A 15,633-nucleotide genomic window follows, 5' to 3' on the forward strand; every position below is an offset into this window, starting at 1 on the left:
CACTCATCTGTCCAGGCCCTTCGCTTCGGGGGATGGAAAAACCTTCCCCACGTTGTGTGACGTGCTTGTTTCGTCGATGTTCCCGCCAGGCAACCTACCTTGACGATCAGGCAGAAGTAGGCTCGATCGGGTGACCACGATCAGCGCAGGGCTGCTCCTGCACCGCCAGCGGGAGGACGCGCAGGAGGTGGAGGTCCTGCTGGGCCACATGGGTGGCCCGTTCTTCGCGCGGAAGGACGACGGGGGCTGGTCCATCCCCAAGGGGATCATCGAGCCGGGCGAGGACCCCCTCGCCGGAGCCGTCCGCGAGTTCACCGAGGAGATGGGCAGCCCGCCCCCGGACGGGCCGGCCATCCCGCTCGGATCGGTCCGCGCGCGCGGCAAGACGATCACCGTGTTCGCGGTCGAGGGCGACTTCGACGCCTCCTCGATCAAGAGCAACGAGTTCGAGCTGGAGTGGCCGCCCCGCTCGGGGCGCATCCAGTCGTTCCCGGAGATCGACCGGGCCGCGTGGTTCGACACCACCACCGCGCGCAGGAAGCTGACCGCCGCACAGGTGACGTTCGTCGATCGACTGCTGGAGGCGCTCGCCGAGCAGGGATGATGGCGCCATGGCCGTAACCCGCGGGTTCGTCGGCAAGCGCCGCACTCGGGACCCCCGCCTGCCCCCTGGTCAGTACGACGCCCGTGACGAATGGCCAGTGCTGCACGCGGAGGCCACGCCGCGGCTGGACACCGCGCGCTGGACGTTCACGATCTCGGGGCTCGTCGAGCAGGAGACCACGTGGACGTGGGACGAGCTCCGCGCGCTCCCCCGCTCCCGCTACGAAGGCGACATCCACTGCGTCACCACGTGGTCGAAGCTCGGGATGACCTTCGAGGGGGTCTCCGTCGACACCCTCCTCGACGCCGCCCGGCCGCTGCCCTCGGCCACGCACGTACTGGCGACCTCGCACACCGGCTACACGACCAACCTCCCGCTCGCCGACGTCACCGGCGGCAAGGCGTGGGTCGTGTGGGAAGCCCAGGGGCATCCGCTCACCGTCGAGCACGGCGGGCCCGCCCGGCTGCTCGTCCCGCACCTGTACTTCTGGAAGAGCGCGAAGTGGGTCTCCGGGCTGCGGCTGCTCGACCACGACGAGCCCGGCTTCTGGGAGCGCAACGGCTACCACGACCGCGGCGATCCCTGGCTCGAGCAGCGCTACCAGGGTGACTGATGGCGGGCTGGCAGACCGCGACGGTCGTCTCCGTCCGCGCCGAGACGGCGAGTGCGCGCACCTTCCGGCTGCGGCTGCCCGAGTTCGAGCCGCACCTGCCCGGCCAGCACTACGTCCTGCGGCTCACCGCGCCCGACGGATACCGCGCCAGCCGCTCCTACTCGGTGGCATCGGTGCCCGACGGCAGTCCCGAGATCGAGCTGACCGTCGAGCGGCTGCCCGGCGGGGAGGTCTCGGAGTTCCTGCACGACGTGGTGGTCCCCGGTGACGAGCTCGAGGTGCGTGGACCGATCGGCGGCTGGTTCGTCTGGCGGGTGGATCGCCCGGCGCTACTGGTCGGGGGCGGCTCCGGAGTCGTCCCGCTGATGGCGATGCTGCGAGCGGCCCGCAGCGCTGGGAAGGCCGATCTCGTGCGGCTGGTGGTGTCGGTGCGCACCCCCGAGGACCTGTACTACCGCGACGAGATCACCGGCCCGCAGACCACCGTGGTCCACACCCGGGTCGCACCACCGGACGAGGCGCGCGGCGTCGACCGGCTCACCACCGCCGATCTCGCGCCCCTCGTGCGCGGTGGCGAGGACGTCTTCGTGTGCGGCTCGCCCGGGTTCTGCGACACGGCGACCGACCGGCTCACCGAGGTCGGCGTGCCGGAGCGGGCCATCCGCGTCGAGCGCTTCGGACCCTCGGGCTGACCGGTCCGGCCACCACCGGACCGAGCGACCGGGAACCGCGCGGATCCAGCTACGGACCGTGGCGATCTCCGGGTCGTGCAACACCTTCGGGTGGGATCGTCCCGGCACAGGCGACGGCGCGGCTCCAGCGCGCGAAGCTGTGCGCATGCACCGCAGGACAGCGTTCGCCGCGGCCGTCGCCGCGCTCGTGGTCGCCGTCGTGCTCGGGTCCGCGACGGCGGCCGTGGCCGCCGAGCAGCCGGTGAGCGCCGGTTGGGACACCGCAAACCGGGGCTGGCACATCCCACCGAACCCGGCCTTCGCCGACGACTGATCGGCCGAGTCCCGATCCACCGGCTCCAGCCGGTTCTGCCGCCGCCGCACCACCCCTCCTGCGGCGGCGGCGCCGTGTCCGGCCACGTGCCCTCGACGGCTCACCCCTCCATGCCCCACACGGAGCCGAGCTCGTCCGCGTCGGCCGCGGCGATCCGCCGGTAGACCTCCGCCGCCGCCGTCGAGAACCCGTTCGGCAGCCCCGCGGCGGCGAACGCGGCCGCGGCCTCGTCCATCTCCCCTGCCCAGCGCCAGGCCCGGTCGCCGGCCCGCCGCGCCATCGTGGTCATCTCCCGCTCGCTGCCCTTGCGGTCCAGCTCGCTGCGCAGCGCCTCCTCGACGCCGTACGCGCGGGCGGTGGCGAACAGCGCCAGCCACGCGGCGGGGATGGCCTTGCTCTGCAGCGCGTAGCACGCTTTGAGCGCACTGGCCGCCCCCAGCTCGGCGCCGAGCACGCGGGCTTCGAACGGGCTGCCGGCGAACAGCTCGGCGACCGCGGGCGCACACCGCCCCGCCAGCCACAGCGTGGTGGTGCCGCGGGTCCAGCCGGGCGGGCCGATGACCGCGCCGTCGACGACGTTCTCCGGCCCGAACAGCTCGGCCACGGCTTGCACGGTCTGGGGGGCGACCGCGTTCGCCTCGACGTACAGCGGCGGATCGCCGGCCGCGGCGGCCGCGACCTCGCGCGCCACGTCGAGCGCGGCGTGCGGCGGGCAGATCGACACGACGACGTCCGCGCGCCGGGTCAGCTCGGGCACGTCGGGGACGGCGATCAGGTCGGCCAGCTCGGCCCGCTTGGCGGTGGCGTGGCTGCGGCCCTTGTCGGCCCAGATGACCGCGCTCGCGGCAGCCTTGAGGGCGGAGCCGATCGCCGCGCCCATCGCCCCCGGGTGCAGCACCCCGACGACCGGACGCTCAGGTAGGGATCGCACGCGGTCATCCAACACCCTCAGCCTGCGGCGATCAGCTCCGCCACCCGGGTGTGCAGGTTCGCCAGCAGCGTGTCGACGCCGGGGACCGCGACCACGGTCAGGACGAGCACGGCGACCGTCAGCGCGGGCACCACCAGCCGCGCCTCGACGGCGCCGCCGGTGCGCATCCGCAGCGGCCGCGGGCTGCCCACCGGGTACCAGCTGCGGCCCTTGATCCGCAGCGGCCACAGCAGCGGCGCCCCGGACTCGGTGATCGCGTCGCCGACGGAGTGCACGGCCATCCCGATCGCGACGGCGGTGCCGAGCCAGCCCGCGGTACCGGCGGTGCCGCCGGGCACGTACTCCTCGACGGCGAGGGTGAGCCCGGCCGCGATCACGAGCGACGGCGGGCCGGGTACCAGCTGGTCGAGGCCCTTGATCGCCAGCGCCAGGCACACGAACAGGGTGCCGACCAGCACCGGGGTGCCCCAGCGCACCGAGGCGAGGTTGATGGCCAGTCCCAGCCCGACCGCGCCGAGCAGGGTGTGGGTGAGCCCGCGGTGGGTGCCGCGGCCGGTGTCGCGGCGGCCCCTCGTCAGGTCGTAGACGAGCGCGGAGAACGGCCGGATCAGGTGCGACGCCGCCCAGGACGCGACCGAGAAGCGGCGCGACGCGACCGACGAGGGGTGGTCGAGATCGGGCAGCAGGGCCGCGCCGGCGCAGACGGCCGCGAACGTCACCACGGTACCGGCGGTGGGCGTGATGCCGACCAGGCGCGGGGCGAATCCCGCCACCGCCAGTCCGACCGCCGCTCCCGACATCGCATGGCTGACCCCGAGCACGGATCCGACGCTACGTTCCGCCCTCGGCGTGTCGGCGGAGCCACGCCGGATGGTGATCAACCGTGCAGCCGCCGGTACGCGGCCCGGGCGCCGGGGTGCAGCGGCACGTCGCCGGTGCCGATGAGGGCGCGCAGGTCGAGGTAGTGGGTGCCCAGCGCCGGCCCGGGCACGAGCTCGGCGGCCGCGGTGACCAGGGTGGTCGCGATCGTGTCGACGACGTCGTCGGGCGCGTCGGGAGTGCAGACGAGCAGGTTGGCGACCCCGACCGTGGTGACCGCCGCGGCACCGTACGCCCCGGCCGGCACACCGAGCGCCCGGTACACCGGACCGTACGCGGCGCGGAGCCGGTCGAGCTCGCCGTCGAGCGGGAGCAGCCGGATCGGGCGCCGCCGAGCCAGCTCGGCCAGCGCCGGAGTGGGGATGCCGCCCGACCAGAGCAGCGCGTCGATCCGCCGCTGCTCCAGCGCTTCGACGGCCGCCCGCAGCGGCAGCTGGGTCGCGACCGCGCCGACGCCCGCGAGCAGGCGCTCGCCGAACACCGCCGCCCCGGAGCCGGGCGCGCCCGGCGAGATGGGCCGGCCGGCCAGGTCCTGCGGGCCGTGGATGTCGTCCTCGGCCCGGACGATCAGCTGCATGTAGTTCTCGTAGACCCGCCCGATCGCCACCAGCGGCACGGGGCCGCCGAACACGGCCAGGGAACCGCGCCGCGCCCCGTCGGCCACATCGGCCAGGGTGAGGCCGGCGGTGGCCCGGCCGGCGTGCACGAGGGCGACGTTCTCGACGCTGCCGGCGGTGCGCACCGGCGCCGCCGGGGTGCCGCGGGCGGTCAGCTGGTGCGCGAGCAGTCCGGCGAACTCCAGGTAGGCCCCGCCCTGCTCGCCCGCGGCGATGGCGAGCGGAGCCTCCGCGCTGCTGCAGCCGGCCGCGAGCGCCGCGGCGCCCGCCGCGCACAGGAACCGCCTGCGCGAGATCGGACTGCTCATGCCGGCAGCTCGATCCGCACGGTCAGCCCACCGCCGGGGGTGGCCGAGAGTTCCAGGTCCCCGCCGTGCCCGGAGACCAGCTGGGCGGCGATCGACAGGCCGAGCCCGGACCCGCGGGTCCCCGCTGAGCGGGGCGCGCGCCAGAACCGCTCGGTAGCCCTCGCCAGCTCGTCGGGGGCGAGGCCGGGCCCGTCGTCGGCCACCTCGAGCACGCCGGGCGAGCAGCGCACCTGCACAGCCGTTCCGGGGCCGGTGTGCCGGATCGCGTTGTCGAGCAGTACGTCGAGCAGCTGCGCGACCTCCGACGCCGGGCACGCGGCGGGTGCCGGGCCACCCGGGCACAGCCGCAGCGTCACGCCGGCCTCGTCGGCGACGGGCTGCCACACCGCGACCTGGTCGGCCGCGACGTGAGCGAGATCGACCCGTTCCACCGGCTCGGCGCCGGCGGCCGAACGATCCGTGGAGCGGCTCTCCGCGGCGGCCAGTTCGAGGATGCCGGCGAGCAGCTCCTCGAGCCGCTCCAGCTCGGCCGCGGTGGCCGCGTACGGCTCCTCCCCCTCCGGGGCGACGTGGCGGGCCAGCACGTCGAGCCGCAGTCGCAATGCGGCCAGGGGGTTGCGCATCTGGTGCGAAGCGTCGGCGACGAGCCGGCGCTGCTGCTCGGCGCTGGCGGTGATCGTCTCAGCCATGCGGTTGAACTCCGCGGTCAGCGTGCGCAGCTCCGGTGGTCCACTCACGGCCGGCACGGTGGTGTCGGCCGCTCCAGCGGCGAGCGAGCGGATGCCGGCGTCGAGCCGGGCCAGCGGCCGCAGGATCCAACGAGCCAACAGGAACGCCAGCCCGACGGCGACCGCCGCCACCGCCAGCGCACCGACGGCCAGCCGCGTCCAGGCGACGACGATGTCGCAGACCGCGGCGCCCGGCAGCGCCCGGATCACGACCGCCCCGACGATGCCGGTCCCGGTACCGACCGGTCGGGCGAGCAGCAGCGGCTCGGAGTGCCCGGGCCACAGCACGTCCGGCAGCGCGGTCGGCTGGTTGCGCAGCGCCGCCTCGACCGCGGCCCGCACCCCGGGATCGCCGGGGTCCAGCCCCTCGACGACGACCGGGTTCCCACGGGCATCGGTGACGAGCACGGCCTCGTCGTAGACACCGTGGTGGGCGACGATCTCCTCGCGCAGCGTCCCGGTGTCGCCGGTGAGCGTGGCCTGGACGGCGAGGGCGGCGATCCGGTCCAGGTCGGCGGTGCGGGAGAGCACGAACCGCTGCGTGCGCTCCTGCGCGCTCGTGACCAGCAACGGGATCGCGAAGCCCGCGACGCCGGCCAGCGCGAGCACCGTCAGCACGACGAGGAGCCGGACCCGCACCTACGGCTCACCCAGCCGGTACCCGAAACCGCGGATCGTGGTGAGCAGCCCCGGCGTGTCGAGCTTGGTCCGCAGGTGGGCCATGTGGACGTCCAGCGACCGGGAAACCGCGAGGTAGGCGTCGCCCCACACGGCGTCCATGACCTGCTGGCGGCTCACCGCGGCGCCCGGCCGGCGCGCGAGCACGGCGAGGATGTCGAACTCCTTGGCGGTGAGGTCGAGTTCCTCGCCGTGCAGGGTGGCCGTCCGCGCGGCCGGGTCGACCGTGAGCGGGCCGATGCGGACGGGCTCCTCCGTCGTGGCCGTCGCCGCCGGCAGCCTGCGCCGCACCGCCTCGACCCTGGCCAGCAGCTCGCCGAGCCGCACAGGTTTGACCAGGTAGTCATCGGCGCCGAGGCGCAGGCCGCGGATGACGTCGCGCTCGGTGCCGCGCGCGGTCAGCACGAGCACCCCAGGGCCGTCGATGCGGCGGATGCGGCGCAGCACCTCCAGCCCGTCGCCGTCGGGCAGCCCGAGGTCGAGCAGCACCAGGTCGGCGTCGTGCACGTGCTGCCAGACGTCGACCGCGCGGCCGACCGACGTGGTGCGGTAGCCGTGCGTGGCCAGGGCGGCGCGGATCGCCTGCGCGACCCCGTCGTCGTCCTCGACGACGAGGATCCGGACCGGATCGGCCACGCTCACGTCCTTCCGCCTCGAACCCGGGCGGTGTTCCCGTCCCGGGAGAAGGCGCTGCCCTGCTCCGCGTCGAGCGGGGTCTCCGCCTTGTTCGTCAACCCGAAGATGTACACCAGGAGGGAGATCGCGATGCAGGCCGTGACGTACCCGATGAACAGCGGCACCTGGTCCTGCGCCTTGAACACCTGGTAGATGAGCGGCGAGGTGCCCCCGAACGCGGAGTTGGCCAGCGCGTAGCCGAGGCCGACGCCGAGCGCGCGGACGTGGAAGGGGAACAGCTCCGCCTTCACCAGCGCGTTGATCGAGGTGTAGCCGGTCAGGATCACGTAGCCGATCGCGACCAGCAGGAACGACGCGATGGGGTTGGTCGTCTGCGGCAGGAACGTGATCAGGACGTAGGTGTAGAACAGTCCGCCGACGCCGAAGCCGACCAGCAACGGCTTGCGGCCCACCCGGTCGGAGAGCGCCCCGCCGAGCGGCTGCAGCAGCATCAGGAAGATCAGTCCGATCAGGTTGATCCAGGTCGCGGTGAGCGCAGCGTCGGAGTAGGTGGTCTTCACGATCGCCGGCGCGTTCACGCTGTAGGTGTAGAAGGCGATCGTGCCGCCCATCGTGATCAGGAAGCACAGCAGCAGTGGCTTCCAGTGCTCGATGACCAGCGTCCGCAGCGAGCCGGCCCGCTTGGTGGTGCGCGCGACCCGCAGCTGCTCGTCGGTGAGCGACTCGTCCATCGTGCGCCGCATCCACAGCACCACCAGAGCGCCGAGGCCGCCGATGACGAACGGGATGCGCCAGCCGGAGTCGCGGATCTGGTCCTCGGTGAAGAACCCGAACATCAGCAGCAGCGTGAACTGCGCCAGCACGTGCCCGCCGACGAGCGTCACGTACTGGAACGAGGAGAAGAACCCGCGGCGGGTGCGGGTGGCCGCCTCCGACATGTAGGTGGCCGAGGTGCCGTACTCGCCGCCGGTGGCGAATCCCTGCACCAGCCGGCAGGCGATGAGCACGATCGCGGCCCACACGCCGATCGAGGCGTGCGTCGGGGTGATCGCGATGACGAACGAGCAGCCCGCCATCAGCGAGATGCTCAGGGTGAGCGCGGCACGGCGGCCGTGCCGGTCCGCGAACCGGCCGAAGAACCACGAGCCCACCGGGCGCATCAGGAAGGTGATCGCGAAGATGGCGTAGGCGTAGATCGTGGAGTTGGTCTCCTCAGGCGCGAAGAACTGCTTCTCGAAGTAGCTGACGAAGACCGTGTAGATGTAGACGTCGTACCACTCGACGAGGTTTCCCGACGAACCCTTGAGGGTGTTCAGGACCGCGCGCCGTGTCGATTCCGGCCGGATCTGCGCGGTGGTGGTCTCGGACAACAGGGGCGTCCTCTCGCTTCGACGGTGAAGCCCGGCTGTTGGGCCTGGGCCGCACCGTAGATCGGCAGGACGCCGGTCCCCGGCTTTCTTTACACGCGCTTAGGACGCCGGATCGGCCATACCGAGCAGGCCGAGGATCTCCTGCGCGGCCAGGGTCGGGGTCTGCTGCCCGGCACGCACGCCGGACTCCAGCTCGGGGATCGCCGCCCGCACTCGCGGATCGGTGCGCAGCCGATCCATCAACTGGTCGCGCACCATCGCCCACATCCACTCGACCTGCTGGTCGGCCCGCTTCTGCGCGAGCTCACCGTGCTCCTCGAGCGTGGCGCGGTGCCGCTGCACAGCGGCCCACACGTCGTCGAGGCCCGCGCCGGTGCGAGCGCTGCACGCCAGCACGGGCGGCTGCCAGTGCGCCGAGCTGGGCGTCAGCAGCCGCAGCGCACCGCGCAGCTCGCGGGCGGCGGCATGGGCGTCCTTCTCGTGATCACCGTCGGCCTTGTTGACCGCCAGGACGTCGGCGAGCTCGAGGATTCCCTTCTTGATCCCCTGCAGGGAGTCGCCGGTGCGGGCGATCGTGAGCAGCAGGAACGTGTCGACCATACCGGCGACGGCCACCTCGGACTGGCCGACGCCCACGGTCTCGACGAGCACCACGTCGTAGCCCGCGGCCTCCATCAGCACGATCGTCTCGCGGGTCGCCCGGGCGACCCCGCCGAGCGTGCCGGCGCTGGGCGAGGGCCGCACGAATGCGTTCTCGTCGACCGACAGCTTCCCCATGCGGGTCTTGTCGCCGAGGATCGAGCCGCGCGTGCGCGTCGAGGACGGGTCGACCGCCAGCACGGCGACCCGGTGCCCGGCCGCGGTGAGCCGGGTGCCGAGCGCCTCGATGAACGTCGACTTGCCCACGCCGGGCACGCCGGAGATGCCCACCCGGATCGCCCCACCTGCGTGCGGCATCAGCTCCAGGAGCAGCTGCTGCGCGGCCGCGCGGTGGTCGGCCCGGGTCGACTCCACCAGGGTGATGGCCCGCGCCAGGACGGCGCGGGACCCGTCGAGGACACCCTTGGCGAGCGCCGGGACGTCAGGCGTCCGCGGCATGACTCGCGATCAGCTTCTCCAGCAGGTCCACAGCCGCCTCGGCGATCACCGTGCCCGGCCCGAACACCGCGGTGGCCCCGGCCTCGTACAGGGCCGGGTAGTCGTCGGGCGGGATCACGCCGCCGACGACGATCATGATGTCGGAGCGCTCCAGCTTCGCCAGCTCGTCACGCAGCTCCGGCACCAGCGTGAGGTGGCCGGCGGCGAGCGAGTTGACGCCGACGATGTGCACGTCGGCCTCCACGGCCTGCCGCGCCACCTCGGCCGGGGTCTGGAACAGCGGTCCCACGTCGACGTCGAAGCCGAGGTCGGCGAACGCGGTGGCGATCACCTTCTGGCCGCGGTCGTGACCGTCCTGGCCCATCTTCGCGACGAGGATGCGCGGCTGGCGGCCTTCCTCCTCGGCGAACGCGTCGACCAGCTCGCGGGCGCGGTCGATGGCCGGGCTGCTGCCGGCTTCCTTCCCGTACACACCGGAGATGATCCTGATCTGGCCGGAGTGGCGCGAGAACACCTTCTCCAGCGCGTAGGAGATCTCCCCGACGGTGGCCTTCGCGCGGGCGGCGTCGACGGAGAGCTTGAGCAGGTTGGCGTCGAAGTCGCGCTTCTCGCCCCGGTCGATCGCGGCTGCGGCGTTCGTCAGCGCGGTGAGCGCGGCGTCGACGGCGCGGTCGTCGCGCTCCTCGCGCAGCCGGCGCAGCTTCTCGATCTGCTGGGCGCGCACGCCGGCGTTGTCGACCTTGAGGACCTCGACCGGCTCGTCGTCCTCGACGACGTACTTGTTGACGCCGATGACCGGCTGACGTCCGGAGTCGATCCGCGCCTGCGTGCGGGCGGCGGCCTCCTCGACGCGCAGCTTCGGGATGCCTGCGTCGATCGCCTGGGCCATCCCGCCGGCGGCCTCGACCTCCTGGATGTGCGCCCACGCGCGGCGGGCCAGGTCGTAGGTGAGCCGCTCCACGTAGTGCGAGCCGCCCCACGGGTCGATCACGTTGGTGGTGGCCGACTCCTGCTGCAGCAGCAGCTGGGTGTTGCGCGCGATGCGGGCGGAGAAGTCGGTGGGCAGCGCCAGCGCCTCGTCGAGGGCGTTGGTGTGCAGGCTCTGCGTGTGGCCCTGGGTGGCGGCCATCGCCTCGATGCAGGTGCGGACCACGTTGTTGTAGACGTCCTGCGCGGTCAGCGACCAGCCGGAGGTCTGCGAGTGCGTGCGCAGCGACAGCGACTTCGGGTTCTTCGGGTCGAACTCCTTGACCAGCTTCGCCCACAGCAGCCGCGCGGCCCGCAGCTTGGCGACCTCCATGAAGAAGTTCATGCCGATCGCCCAGAAGAACGACAGCCGCGGCGCGAACGCGTCGATGTCCAGCCCGGCGTCGATGCCCGCCCGCAGGTACTCCACGCCGTCGGCGAGGGTGTAGGCCAGCTCCAGGTCGGCGGTCGCGCCCGCCTCCTGGATGTGGTAGCCGGAGATGGAGATCGAGTTGAACTTCGGCATCTCGCGCGAGGTGTACGCGAAGATGTCCGAGATGATCTGCATCGACGGCCGCGGCGGGTAGATGTAGGTGTTGCGGACCATGAACTCCTTGAGGATGTCGTTCTGGATGGTCCCGGTGAGCTTCGCCGGTGGAACACCCTGCTCCTCGGCCGCCACGATGTAGAGGGCGAGCACGGGCAGCACGGCCCCGTTCATGGTCATCGACACCGACATGCGGTCCAGCGGGATGCCGTCGAACAGCTGGCGCATGTCGAGGATCGAGTCGATCGCCACGCCGGCCATGCCGACGTCGCCGGCCACGCGCGGGTGGTCGGAGTCGTAACCGCGGTGGGTGGCCAGGTCGAACGCGATCGACAGGCCCTTCTGCCCCGCGGCGAGGTTGCGCCGGTAGAAGGCGTTGGACTCGGCGGCGGTGGAGAACCCGGCGTACTGGCGGATCGTCCAGGGCTGGGTCACGTACATCGCCGGGTACGGGCCGCGCAGGTACGGCGCGATGCCCGGGTAGGTGGCCAGGAAGTCCAGGCCCTCGGTGTCAGCGGCGGTGTAGAGCGGCTTCACCGCGATGCCCTCGGGCGACTCCCACGGCTCCGCCTCGATCTCGGGGCCGTCCGGGAGCGGGGCGTCGGTCTGCAGCGGGACCTTCGTGAAGTCGGGAATGGTCATCGCGAAGCCTCCAGCGCGCTCCAGACGGTGGCGATCGTGGCCAGCGCGTCGCCGCCGACGGCGAACGTCTCGTCCACCCCGTCGACCGCGGCCTTCCCGGCCAAGAGGATCGTGGTCGCTCCTGCCGCCCGCAGCGCGGCGGCGGTCTCGGCCCCGCGCTCGGCGTACAGCTCGTCGGTGCCGCACAGGACCGCGACGGGCGTGCCCGCCTCGCGGAACGCGGCCACCACCTCGTCGGCGGTCTCGGTCGCACCGGCGTCGACCGGCTCTATCCCGCCCGCCTGCAGCAGGTTGCGGGCGAACGTGGCGCGCGCGGTGTGCGCCGCGATCGGGCCCAGCGTCGCGAGGAACGCCTTCGGCCGCGCGCCCGTCTCGGCGAGGACGGCGTCGGACCGGTCGCGGTAGGCCTCGTAGGGCGCTGCCGGCCGGTAGACCGGCAGCGCCGTGCGCTCCGGCAGCACCGGGTTCGGCTCCCGCTCGACCGGCTTCTCGAACAGGTCGGGGAACTCGCTCACACCGGTGATCGGCGCCTTCCGGGTGGCGACCGCGCGCTCCCGCTGCTCCCGGACCTCGGCGACCTTCTCGGCCACCAGGCCCTTCGCGAGCGCATCGGCGACGCCGCCCGCGGCCTCCAGCTCCTGGAAGACCGCCCACGCGGCGTCAGCCAGCGCGTCGGTGAGCGACTCGACGTACCAGGAGCCACCCGCCGGGTCGACGACCCGCGCGACGTGCGACTCCTCCACGAGCAGCGTCTGCGTGTTGCGGGCGATGCGCCGGGAGAACGGGGTGGACTGCCCGATCGCGGCGTCGAACGGGTAGACGGTGACCGCGTCGGCTCCGCCGACCCCGGCTGCGAAGGCCGCGATGGTGCCGCGCAGCAGGTTCACGTACGGGTCGCGGCGGGTGAGCGCGATCGGTGAGGACACCGCGTGCAGCGGCGAGATCGTCGTCTCCGCGGCGCCGCTGGCCTCCAGCACCCGGGCCCACAGCCGGCGCGCGGCGCGCAGCTTCGCGATCGTCGGGAACTGCTCGACGGTCGCGGCCAGCCGCAGCTCCAGCACCTGCGCGGCCCGGTCGATCCCCACCCCGGCCTCGGTGAGCGCCCGCAGGTAGGCCACCCCGGCGGACAGGACGTAGCCCAGTTCCTGCGCGTCCGAGCCGCCCGCGGTGTGCACCGGCAGCCCGTCGACGGCCAGGGCGATCAGCTTCGGGTACTCCGCGGCCACCCGTGCGGCCAGGTCGACCGCGGCGCGCAGATCGGCGGGCTCGCCGGTGCGGGCAGCCCGGCCGATCGGGTCCAGCCCGAGGTGGCCGAGCAGATCCGCGGACGCGACGTCGCGGCGGGCGGCGAGGTCCAAGAACGCCTCGGCGGCGGCGATCGCGTCGGGCGCCGGGCTGTCGCCCGGGTCGAGCACGACCGGGGCGGCGTCGAGCAGCACCCCGTCCAGCGCGGCCGGCAGCGCCGCGGGCTCCACACCGCCGTGGCGGACCGCCAGCCAGATCGAGCTGACCCCGCACTCCAGATCGGCGAGCACCGCCTCGCGCACCTTCTCGGGATCGGTTCCGACGTGCCGCTGCCGCACGTCCCAGGCGCGCGGCCCACCGGTGCCGCGCACGAACGGGCGCACGCCCGGCGCACCGGCGGGCGGCAGCTCAGCCACGTCCTCCGCCGTGTACAGCGGACGCACCGCGATCCCGTCCAGCGTCGTGCGGGTCAACTTCTCGAACGCGGTGCCCAGCGGCGCGTCAGCGCTGATGCGCCCCGACTTCACGAGCACTTGATCGACGAGCTTCAACCACTCGTCACGGTCGGCAGCGGGGAACCCTGAGGCGAGCTCCAGCTCCACGGGCTCTCCCGGCGCGGCGGCTTCCAGCACCGCCTTGTCGACCTGTCCGGTGTTCATCGACGACCTCCCCACCGCGGCCGCGATGGCGCGGATGGGCGAAGTTTAGGCACGGGTGACTGCTTTCATCGGGCCATGCGGGTGTGAGAGTGATCCCGCTCGTGAGGTGCGCCACGCCCGGCGCCTGGCTCCTCACAGGGCCCGGCCGGGCCCGCCCCGCCTCACCTCACCCCACCCCGGGCGCAACGAACGGCACTCTCGTCCACGTGGAGTGGACGAGAGTGCCGTTCGTTGCCTGAGGGCCGGGGGGTGGCGGCCGAAGCGCCGATCTCAGGCCAGCGTGACCGAGTCCCCCTGCACCGTCACCTCCCGCTTCTCCAGCGGTCGGGGCGCAGGCCCCTCCAGGACGGCACCGTCGGCGAGGGCGAACTTGCTCTGGTGGCACGGGCAGACGATGGCGCCGTCCTCGATGTGGCCCACCACGCACCCGGCGTGGGTGCAGCGGGCGGAGTAGGCGACGAAGGTGCCGGCGGTGGGCTGGACGACCACGACGCCCTGGTCGGCGAGGATCGTGCCGCCGCCGACGGGGACGTCGGCCGCCGGGACGAGCGGGGTGCCGGGGGCCGCCGGCGCGCTCGACGCGGTCGCCGAGGAGCCGCTGGAGCAGGCGGAGAGCACGCCTGCGGTGCAGGTGACGGATGCACCGACGAGGACGGTCCGCCTGGAGGGTCGGCTGATCGAGGCCGGCGTCATGGATCTCGCTCCCGAGGTCGTGGTGGTCGTGATCGGTCTGTCGGTTCGGTACACGTTCTGCCTACGCGTCCGGTTCAGATCAGGTTGAACCGGGGGCGGCCGGCGGCCGTGTACCCCGGTGACAGGCCGTAGGGTCCGCACACCCATCGACTGCCGGACGGAGGTTCGTCGAGTGCACGCCGACGAGGCGCTCGTCCACGCGATCTACTCCGAGCACGGTCGGGCGCTGCTGGCGTACGCGACGCGGTTGACCGGGGATCGGGCCGCGGCGGAGGACGTGGTGCAGGAGACCATCGTGCGGGCGTGGCGACATCCCGAGGTCCTCACGAACGGGAAGGGGTCCACCCGCGGCTGGCTGTTCACGGTGGCCCGCAACATCATCACCGACCGGGCCCGGGCGAAGGCCGCGCGCCCGCAGGAGGTGCCGGCCGACCAGGACGGGGTGGAGGTCGCCCCGGTGCAGCGCGACCACGCCGAGCACGTGGTCGCGTCGGTGACGGTGCTGGAGGCCATGGACTCGCTCTCCGAGGACCACCGCGGGGTGCTGGAGGAGATCTACTTCCGGGGCCGCAGCCTCGCCGAGGCCGCCGCGGCGCTGGGGATCCCGACCGGCACGGTGAAGTCGCGGTCGTACTACGCGCTGCGCGCCCTGCGTGACCACCTGACGGAGCGGAGCGGTGAGGGGGTGAAGGCGTGACGGCACCGACGCATCCCGATCCGGGCGACCTGAGCGCCTACACCCTGGGCCTGCTCGACGAGGAGCAGGCCGGCGCGGTCGCTCGGCACCTGCCGAGCTGCCCCCGCTGCCGGCGCGAGTACGAGGAGCTGCGCGAGATGGCCGACATGCTCGGTGAGCTGCCCCCGGAGGCCCTGCTCGACGGGCCGCCCGAGGACGGCGACCTGCTGCTCGCCCGCACCCTGCGCCAGGTCCGCAGCGAGGTCGCGCGGCGCAGGCGGCGACGGATCCTCGCGGTCGCGGCGTCGGCGGTGATCGGCATCGCGGCGGCCGTCGGCGGCGGCATCCTGATCGGCCGCACCCTCGGCCCACCGGCCGTCGAGTCGAGCCAGGCCGCGGGCACCCGGGTGTTCGACGGGACGTCCGGCAACGTGCGGATGACGGCGAAGGTCTCCCCCGCTGCGGACTGGATCCGGCTCGCCGTCACGGTGTCCGGCATGCCCCGCGGAGAACACTGCAAGCTCGTCGTCGTGCGCAAGGACGGCAGTCGGGAGATCGCCGGCTCGTGGACGGTCGGGCCGCGCGGCGAGGCCGGCGGCGTCACCATCGACGGGGCCGCCGACGTGCGCATCGACGAGATGGAGGCGGTCAACGTGGAGGGCGCCGACGGACGCGTGCACGTGTCCGCCGTCACCCGCTAGCCCCCGCCGGCTTCTACGTCATGTAGAACTACTACAG

General features: G+C 73.2%; 16 protein-coding genes. 6 read left to right on the forward strand and 10 right to left on the reverse strand.

The window, feature by feature from the left end; genetic code table 11:
* The first annotated feature begins 130 nt into the window (after positions 1 to 130).
* From BUE41_RS01755 to BUE41_RS30630, 4 genes are all read left to right on the forward strand, one after another.
* Positions 131 to 604 carry an NUDIX hydrolase gene (locus BUE41_RS01755; RefSeq protein ID WP_073455018.1) on the forward strand — a complete coding sequence of 158 codons (474 nt, stop codon included), beginning with the start codon at positions 131 to 133 and terminating at the stop codon, positions 602 to 604.
* A gap of 7 nt (positions 605 to 611) precedes the next feature.
* A complete protein-coding gene (locus BUE41_RS01760) occupies positions 612 to 1,217 on the forward strand; it encodes a sulfite oxidase-like oxidoreductase (protein WP_073455019.1) in 606 nt (201 codons plus the stop codon).
* A complete protein-coding gene (locus tag BUE41_RS01765) occupies positions 1,217 to 1,909 on the forward strand; it encodes a ferredoxin reductase (RefSeq protein WP_073455020.1) in 693 nt (230 codons plus the stop codon). The genes BUE41_RS01760 and BUE41_RS01765 overlap by 1 nt, the downstream gene beginning before the upstream one ends.
* Positions 1,910 to 2,054: 145 nt before the next feature.
* On the forward strand, positions 2,055 to 2,222 hold the full coding sequence (locus tag BUE41_RS30630) for a hypothetical protein (RefSeq protein ID WP_159444841.1): 168 nt from the start codon (positions 2,055 to 2,057) through the stop codon (positions 2,220 to 2,222).
* A gap of 100 nt (positions 2,223 to 2,322) precedes the next feature.
* Here the strand turns inward: BUE41_RS30630 and BUE41_RS01775 are convergent, their stop codons facing one another.
* The 10 genes from BUE41_RS01775 to BUE41_RS01820 form a co-directional block, all read right to left on the reverse strand.
* Positions 2,323 to 3,153, reverse strand: coding sequence for a DUF1932 domain-containing protein (locus BUE41_RS01775; RefSeq protein WP_234996885.1), 831 nt, complete (start codon positions 3,151 to 3,153; stop codon positions 2,323 to 2,325).
* A 17-nt stretch (positions 3,154 to 3,170) separates the two neighbouring features.
* Entirely contained in the window at positions 3,171 to 3,974 is an 804-nt protein-coding gene (locus BUE41_RS01780; protein ID WP_143171914.1) for a metal-dependent hydrolase, read from the reverse strand.
* 56 nt (positions 3,975 to 4,030) lie between these two features.
* Positions 4,031 to 4,957, reverse strand: coding sequence for a TAXI family TRAP transporter solute-binding subunit (locus BUE41_RS01785; RefSeq protein ID WP_073455023.1), 927 nt, complete (start codon positions 4,955 to 4,957; stop codon positions 4,031 to 4,033).
* Positions 4,954 to 6,324 carry a sensor histidine kinase gene (locus BUE41_RS01790; protein ID WP_073455024.1) on the reverse strand — a complete coding sequence of 457 codons (1,371 nt, stop codon included), beginning with the start codon at positions 6,322 to 6,324 and terminating at the stop codon, positions 4,954 to 4,956. The genes BUE41_RS01785 and BUE41_RS01790 overlap by 4 nt, the downstream gene beginning before the upstream one ends.
* The gene (locus BUE41_RS01795) at positions 6,325 to 6,999 is read right to left on the reverse strand and encodes a response regulator transcription factor (RefSeq protein ID WP_073455025.1); all 675 of its coding nucleotides are present in this window, start codon (positions 6,997 to 6,999) and stop codon (positions 6,325 to 6,327) included. It lies immediately after the preceding gene.
* 2 nt (positions 7,000 to 7,001) lie between these two features.
* Entirely contained in the window at positions 7,002 to 8,369 is a 1,368-nt protein-coding gene (locus tag BUE41_RS01800; RefSeq protein ID WP_073455026.1) for an MFS transporter, read from the reverse strand.
* 99 nt (positions 8,370 to 8,468) lie between these two features.
* Positions 8,469 to 9,467: a methylmalonyl Co-A mutase-associated GTPase MeaB gene (gene meaB / locus BUE41_RS01805; RefSeq protein WP_073455027.1), complete on the reverse strand. Its 999-nt coding sequence runs from the start codon at positions 9,465 to 9,467 to the stop codon at positions 8,469 to 8,471.
* On the reverse strand, positions 9,451 to 11,622 hold the full coding sequence (scpA, locus tag BUE41_RS01810) for a methylmalonyl-CoA mutase (protein ID WP_073455028.1): 2,172 nt from the start codon (positions 11,620 to 11,622) through the stop codon (positions 9,451 to 9,453). The genes meaB and scpA overlap by 17 nt, the downstream gene beginning before the upstream one ends.
* The gene (locus tag BUE41_RS01815; protein WP_084754178.1) at positions 11,619 to 13,526 is read right to left on the reverse strand and encodes a methylmalonyl-CoA mutase family protein; all 1,908 of its coding nucleotides are present in this window, start codon (positions 13,524 to 13,526) and stop codon (positions 11,619 to 11,621) included. The genes scpA and BUE41_RS01815 overlap by 4 nt, the downstream gene beginning before the upstream one ends.
* A gap of 270 nt (positions 13,527 to 13,796) precedes the next feature.
* Positions 13,797 to 14,219 carry a Rieske (2Fe-2S) protein gene (locus BUE41_RS01820; RefSeq protein WP_073455029.1) on the reverse strand — a complete coding sequence of 141 codons (423 nt, stop codon included), beginning with the start codon at positions 14,217 to 14,219 and terminating at the stop codon, positions 13,797 to 13,799.
* A gap of 172 nt (positions 14,220 to 14,391) precedes the next feature.
* On the opposite strand from BUE41_RS01820, the gene BUE41_RS01825 reads away from it, so the two are divergent.
* Together BUE41_RS01825 and BUE41_RS01830 are read left to right on the forward strand one after the other, a co-directional pair.
* Positions 14,392 to 14,916 carry a sigma-70 family RNA polymerase sigma factor gene (locus BUE41_RS01825; protein WP_234996887.1) on the forward strand — a complete coding sequence of 175 codons (525 nt, stop codon included), beginning with the start codon at positions 14,392 to 14,394 and terminating at the stop codon, positions 14,914 to 14,916.
* Positions 14,913 to 15,596, forward strand: coding sequence for a zf-HC2 domain-containing protein (locus tag BUE41_RS01830; RefSeq protein WP_073455030.1), 684 nt, complete (start codon positions 14,913 to 14,915; stop codon positions 15,594 to 15,596). The genes BUE41_RS01825 and BUE41_RS01830 overlap by 4 nt, the downstream gene beginning before the upstream one ends.
* The last annotated feature ends 37 nt before the right edge of the window (positions 15,597 to 15,633 follow it).

It is taken from the genome of Pseudonocardia thermophila (genome assembly GCF_900142365.1).
In the GTDB taxonomy this organism is placed as follows: Bacteria; Actinomycetota; Actinomycetes; order Mycobacteriales; family Pseudonocardiaceae; genus Pseudonocardia; species Pseudonocardia thermophila.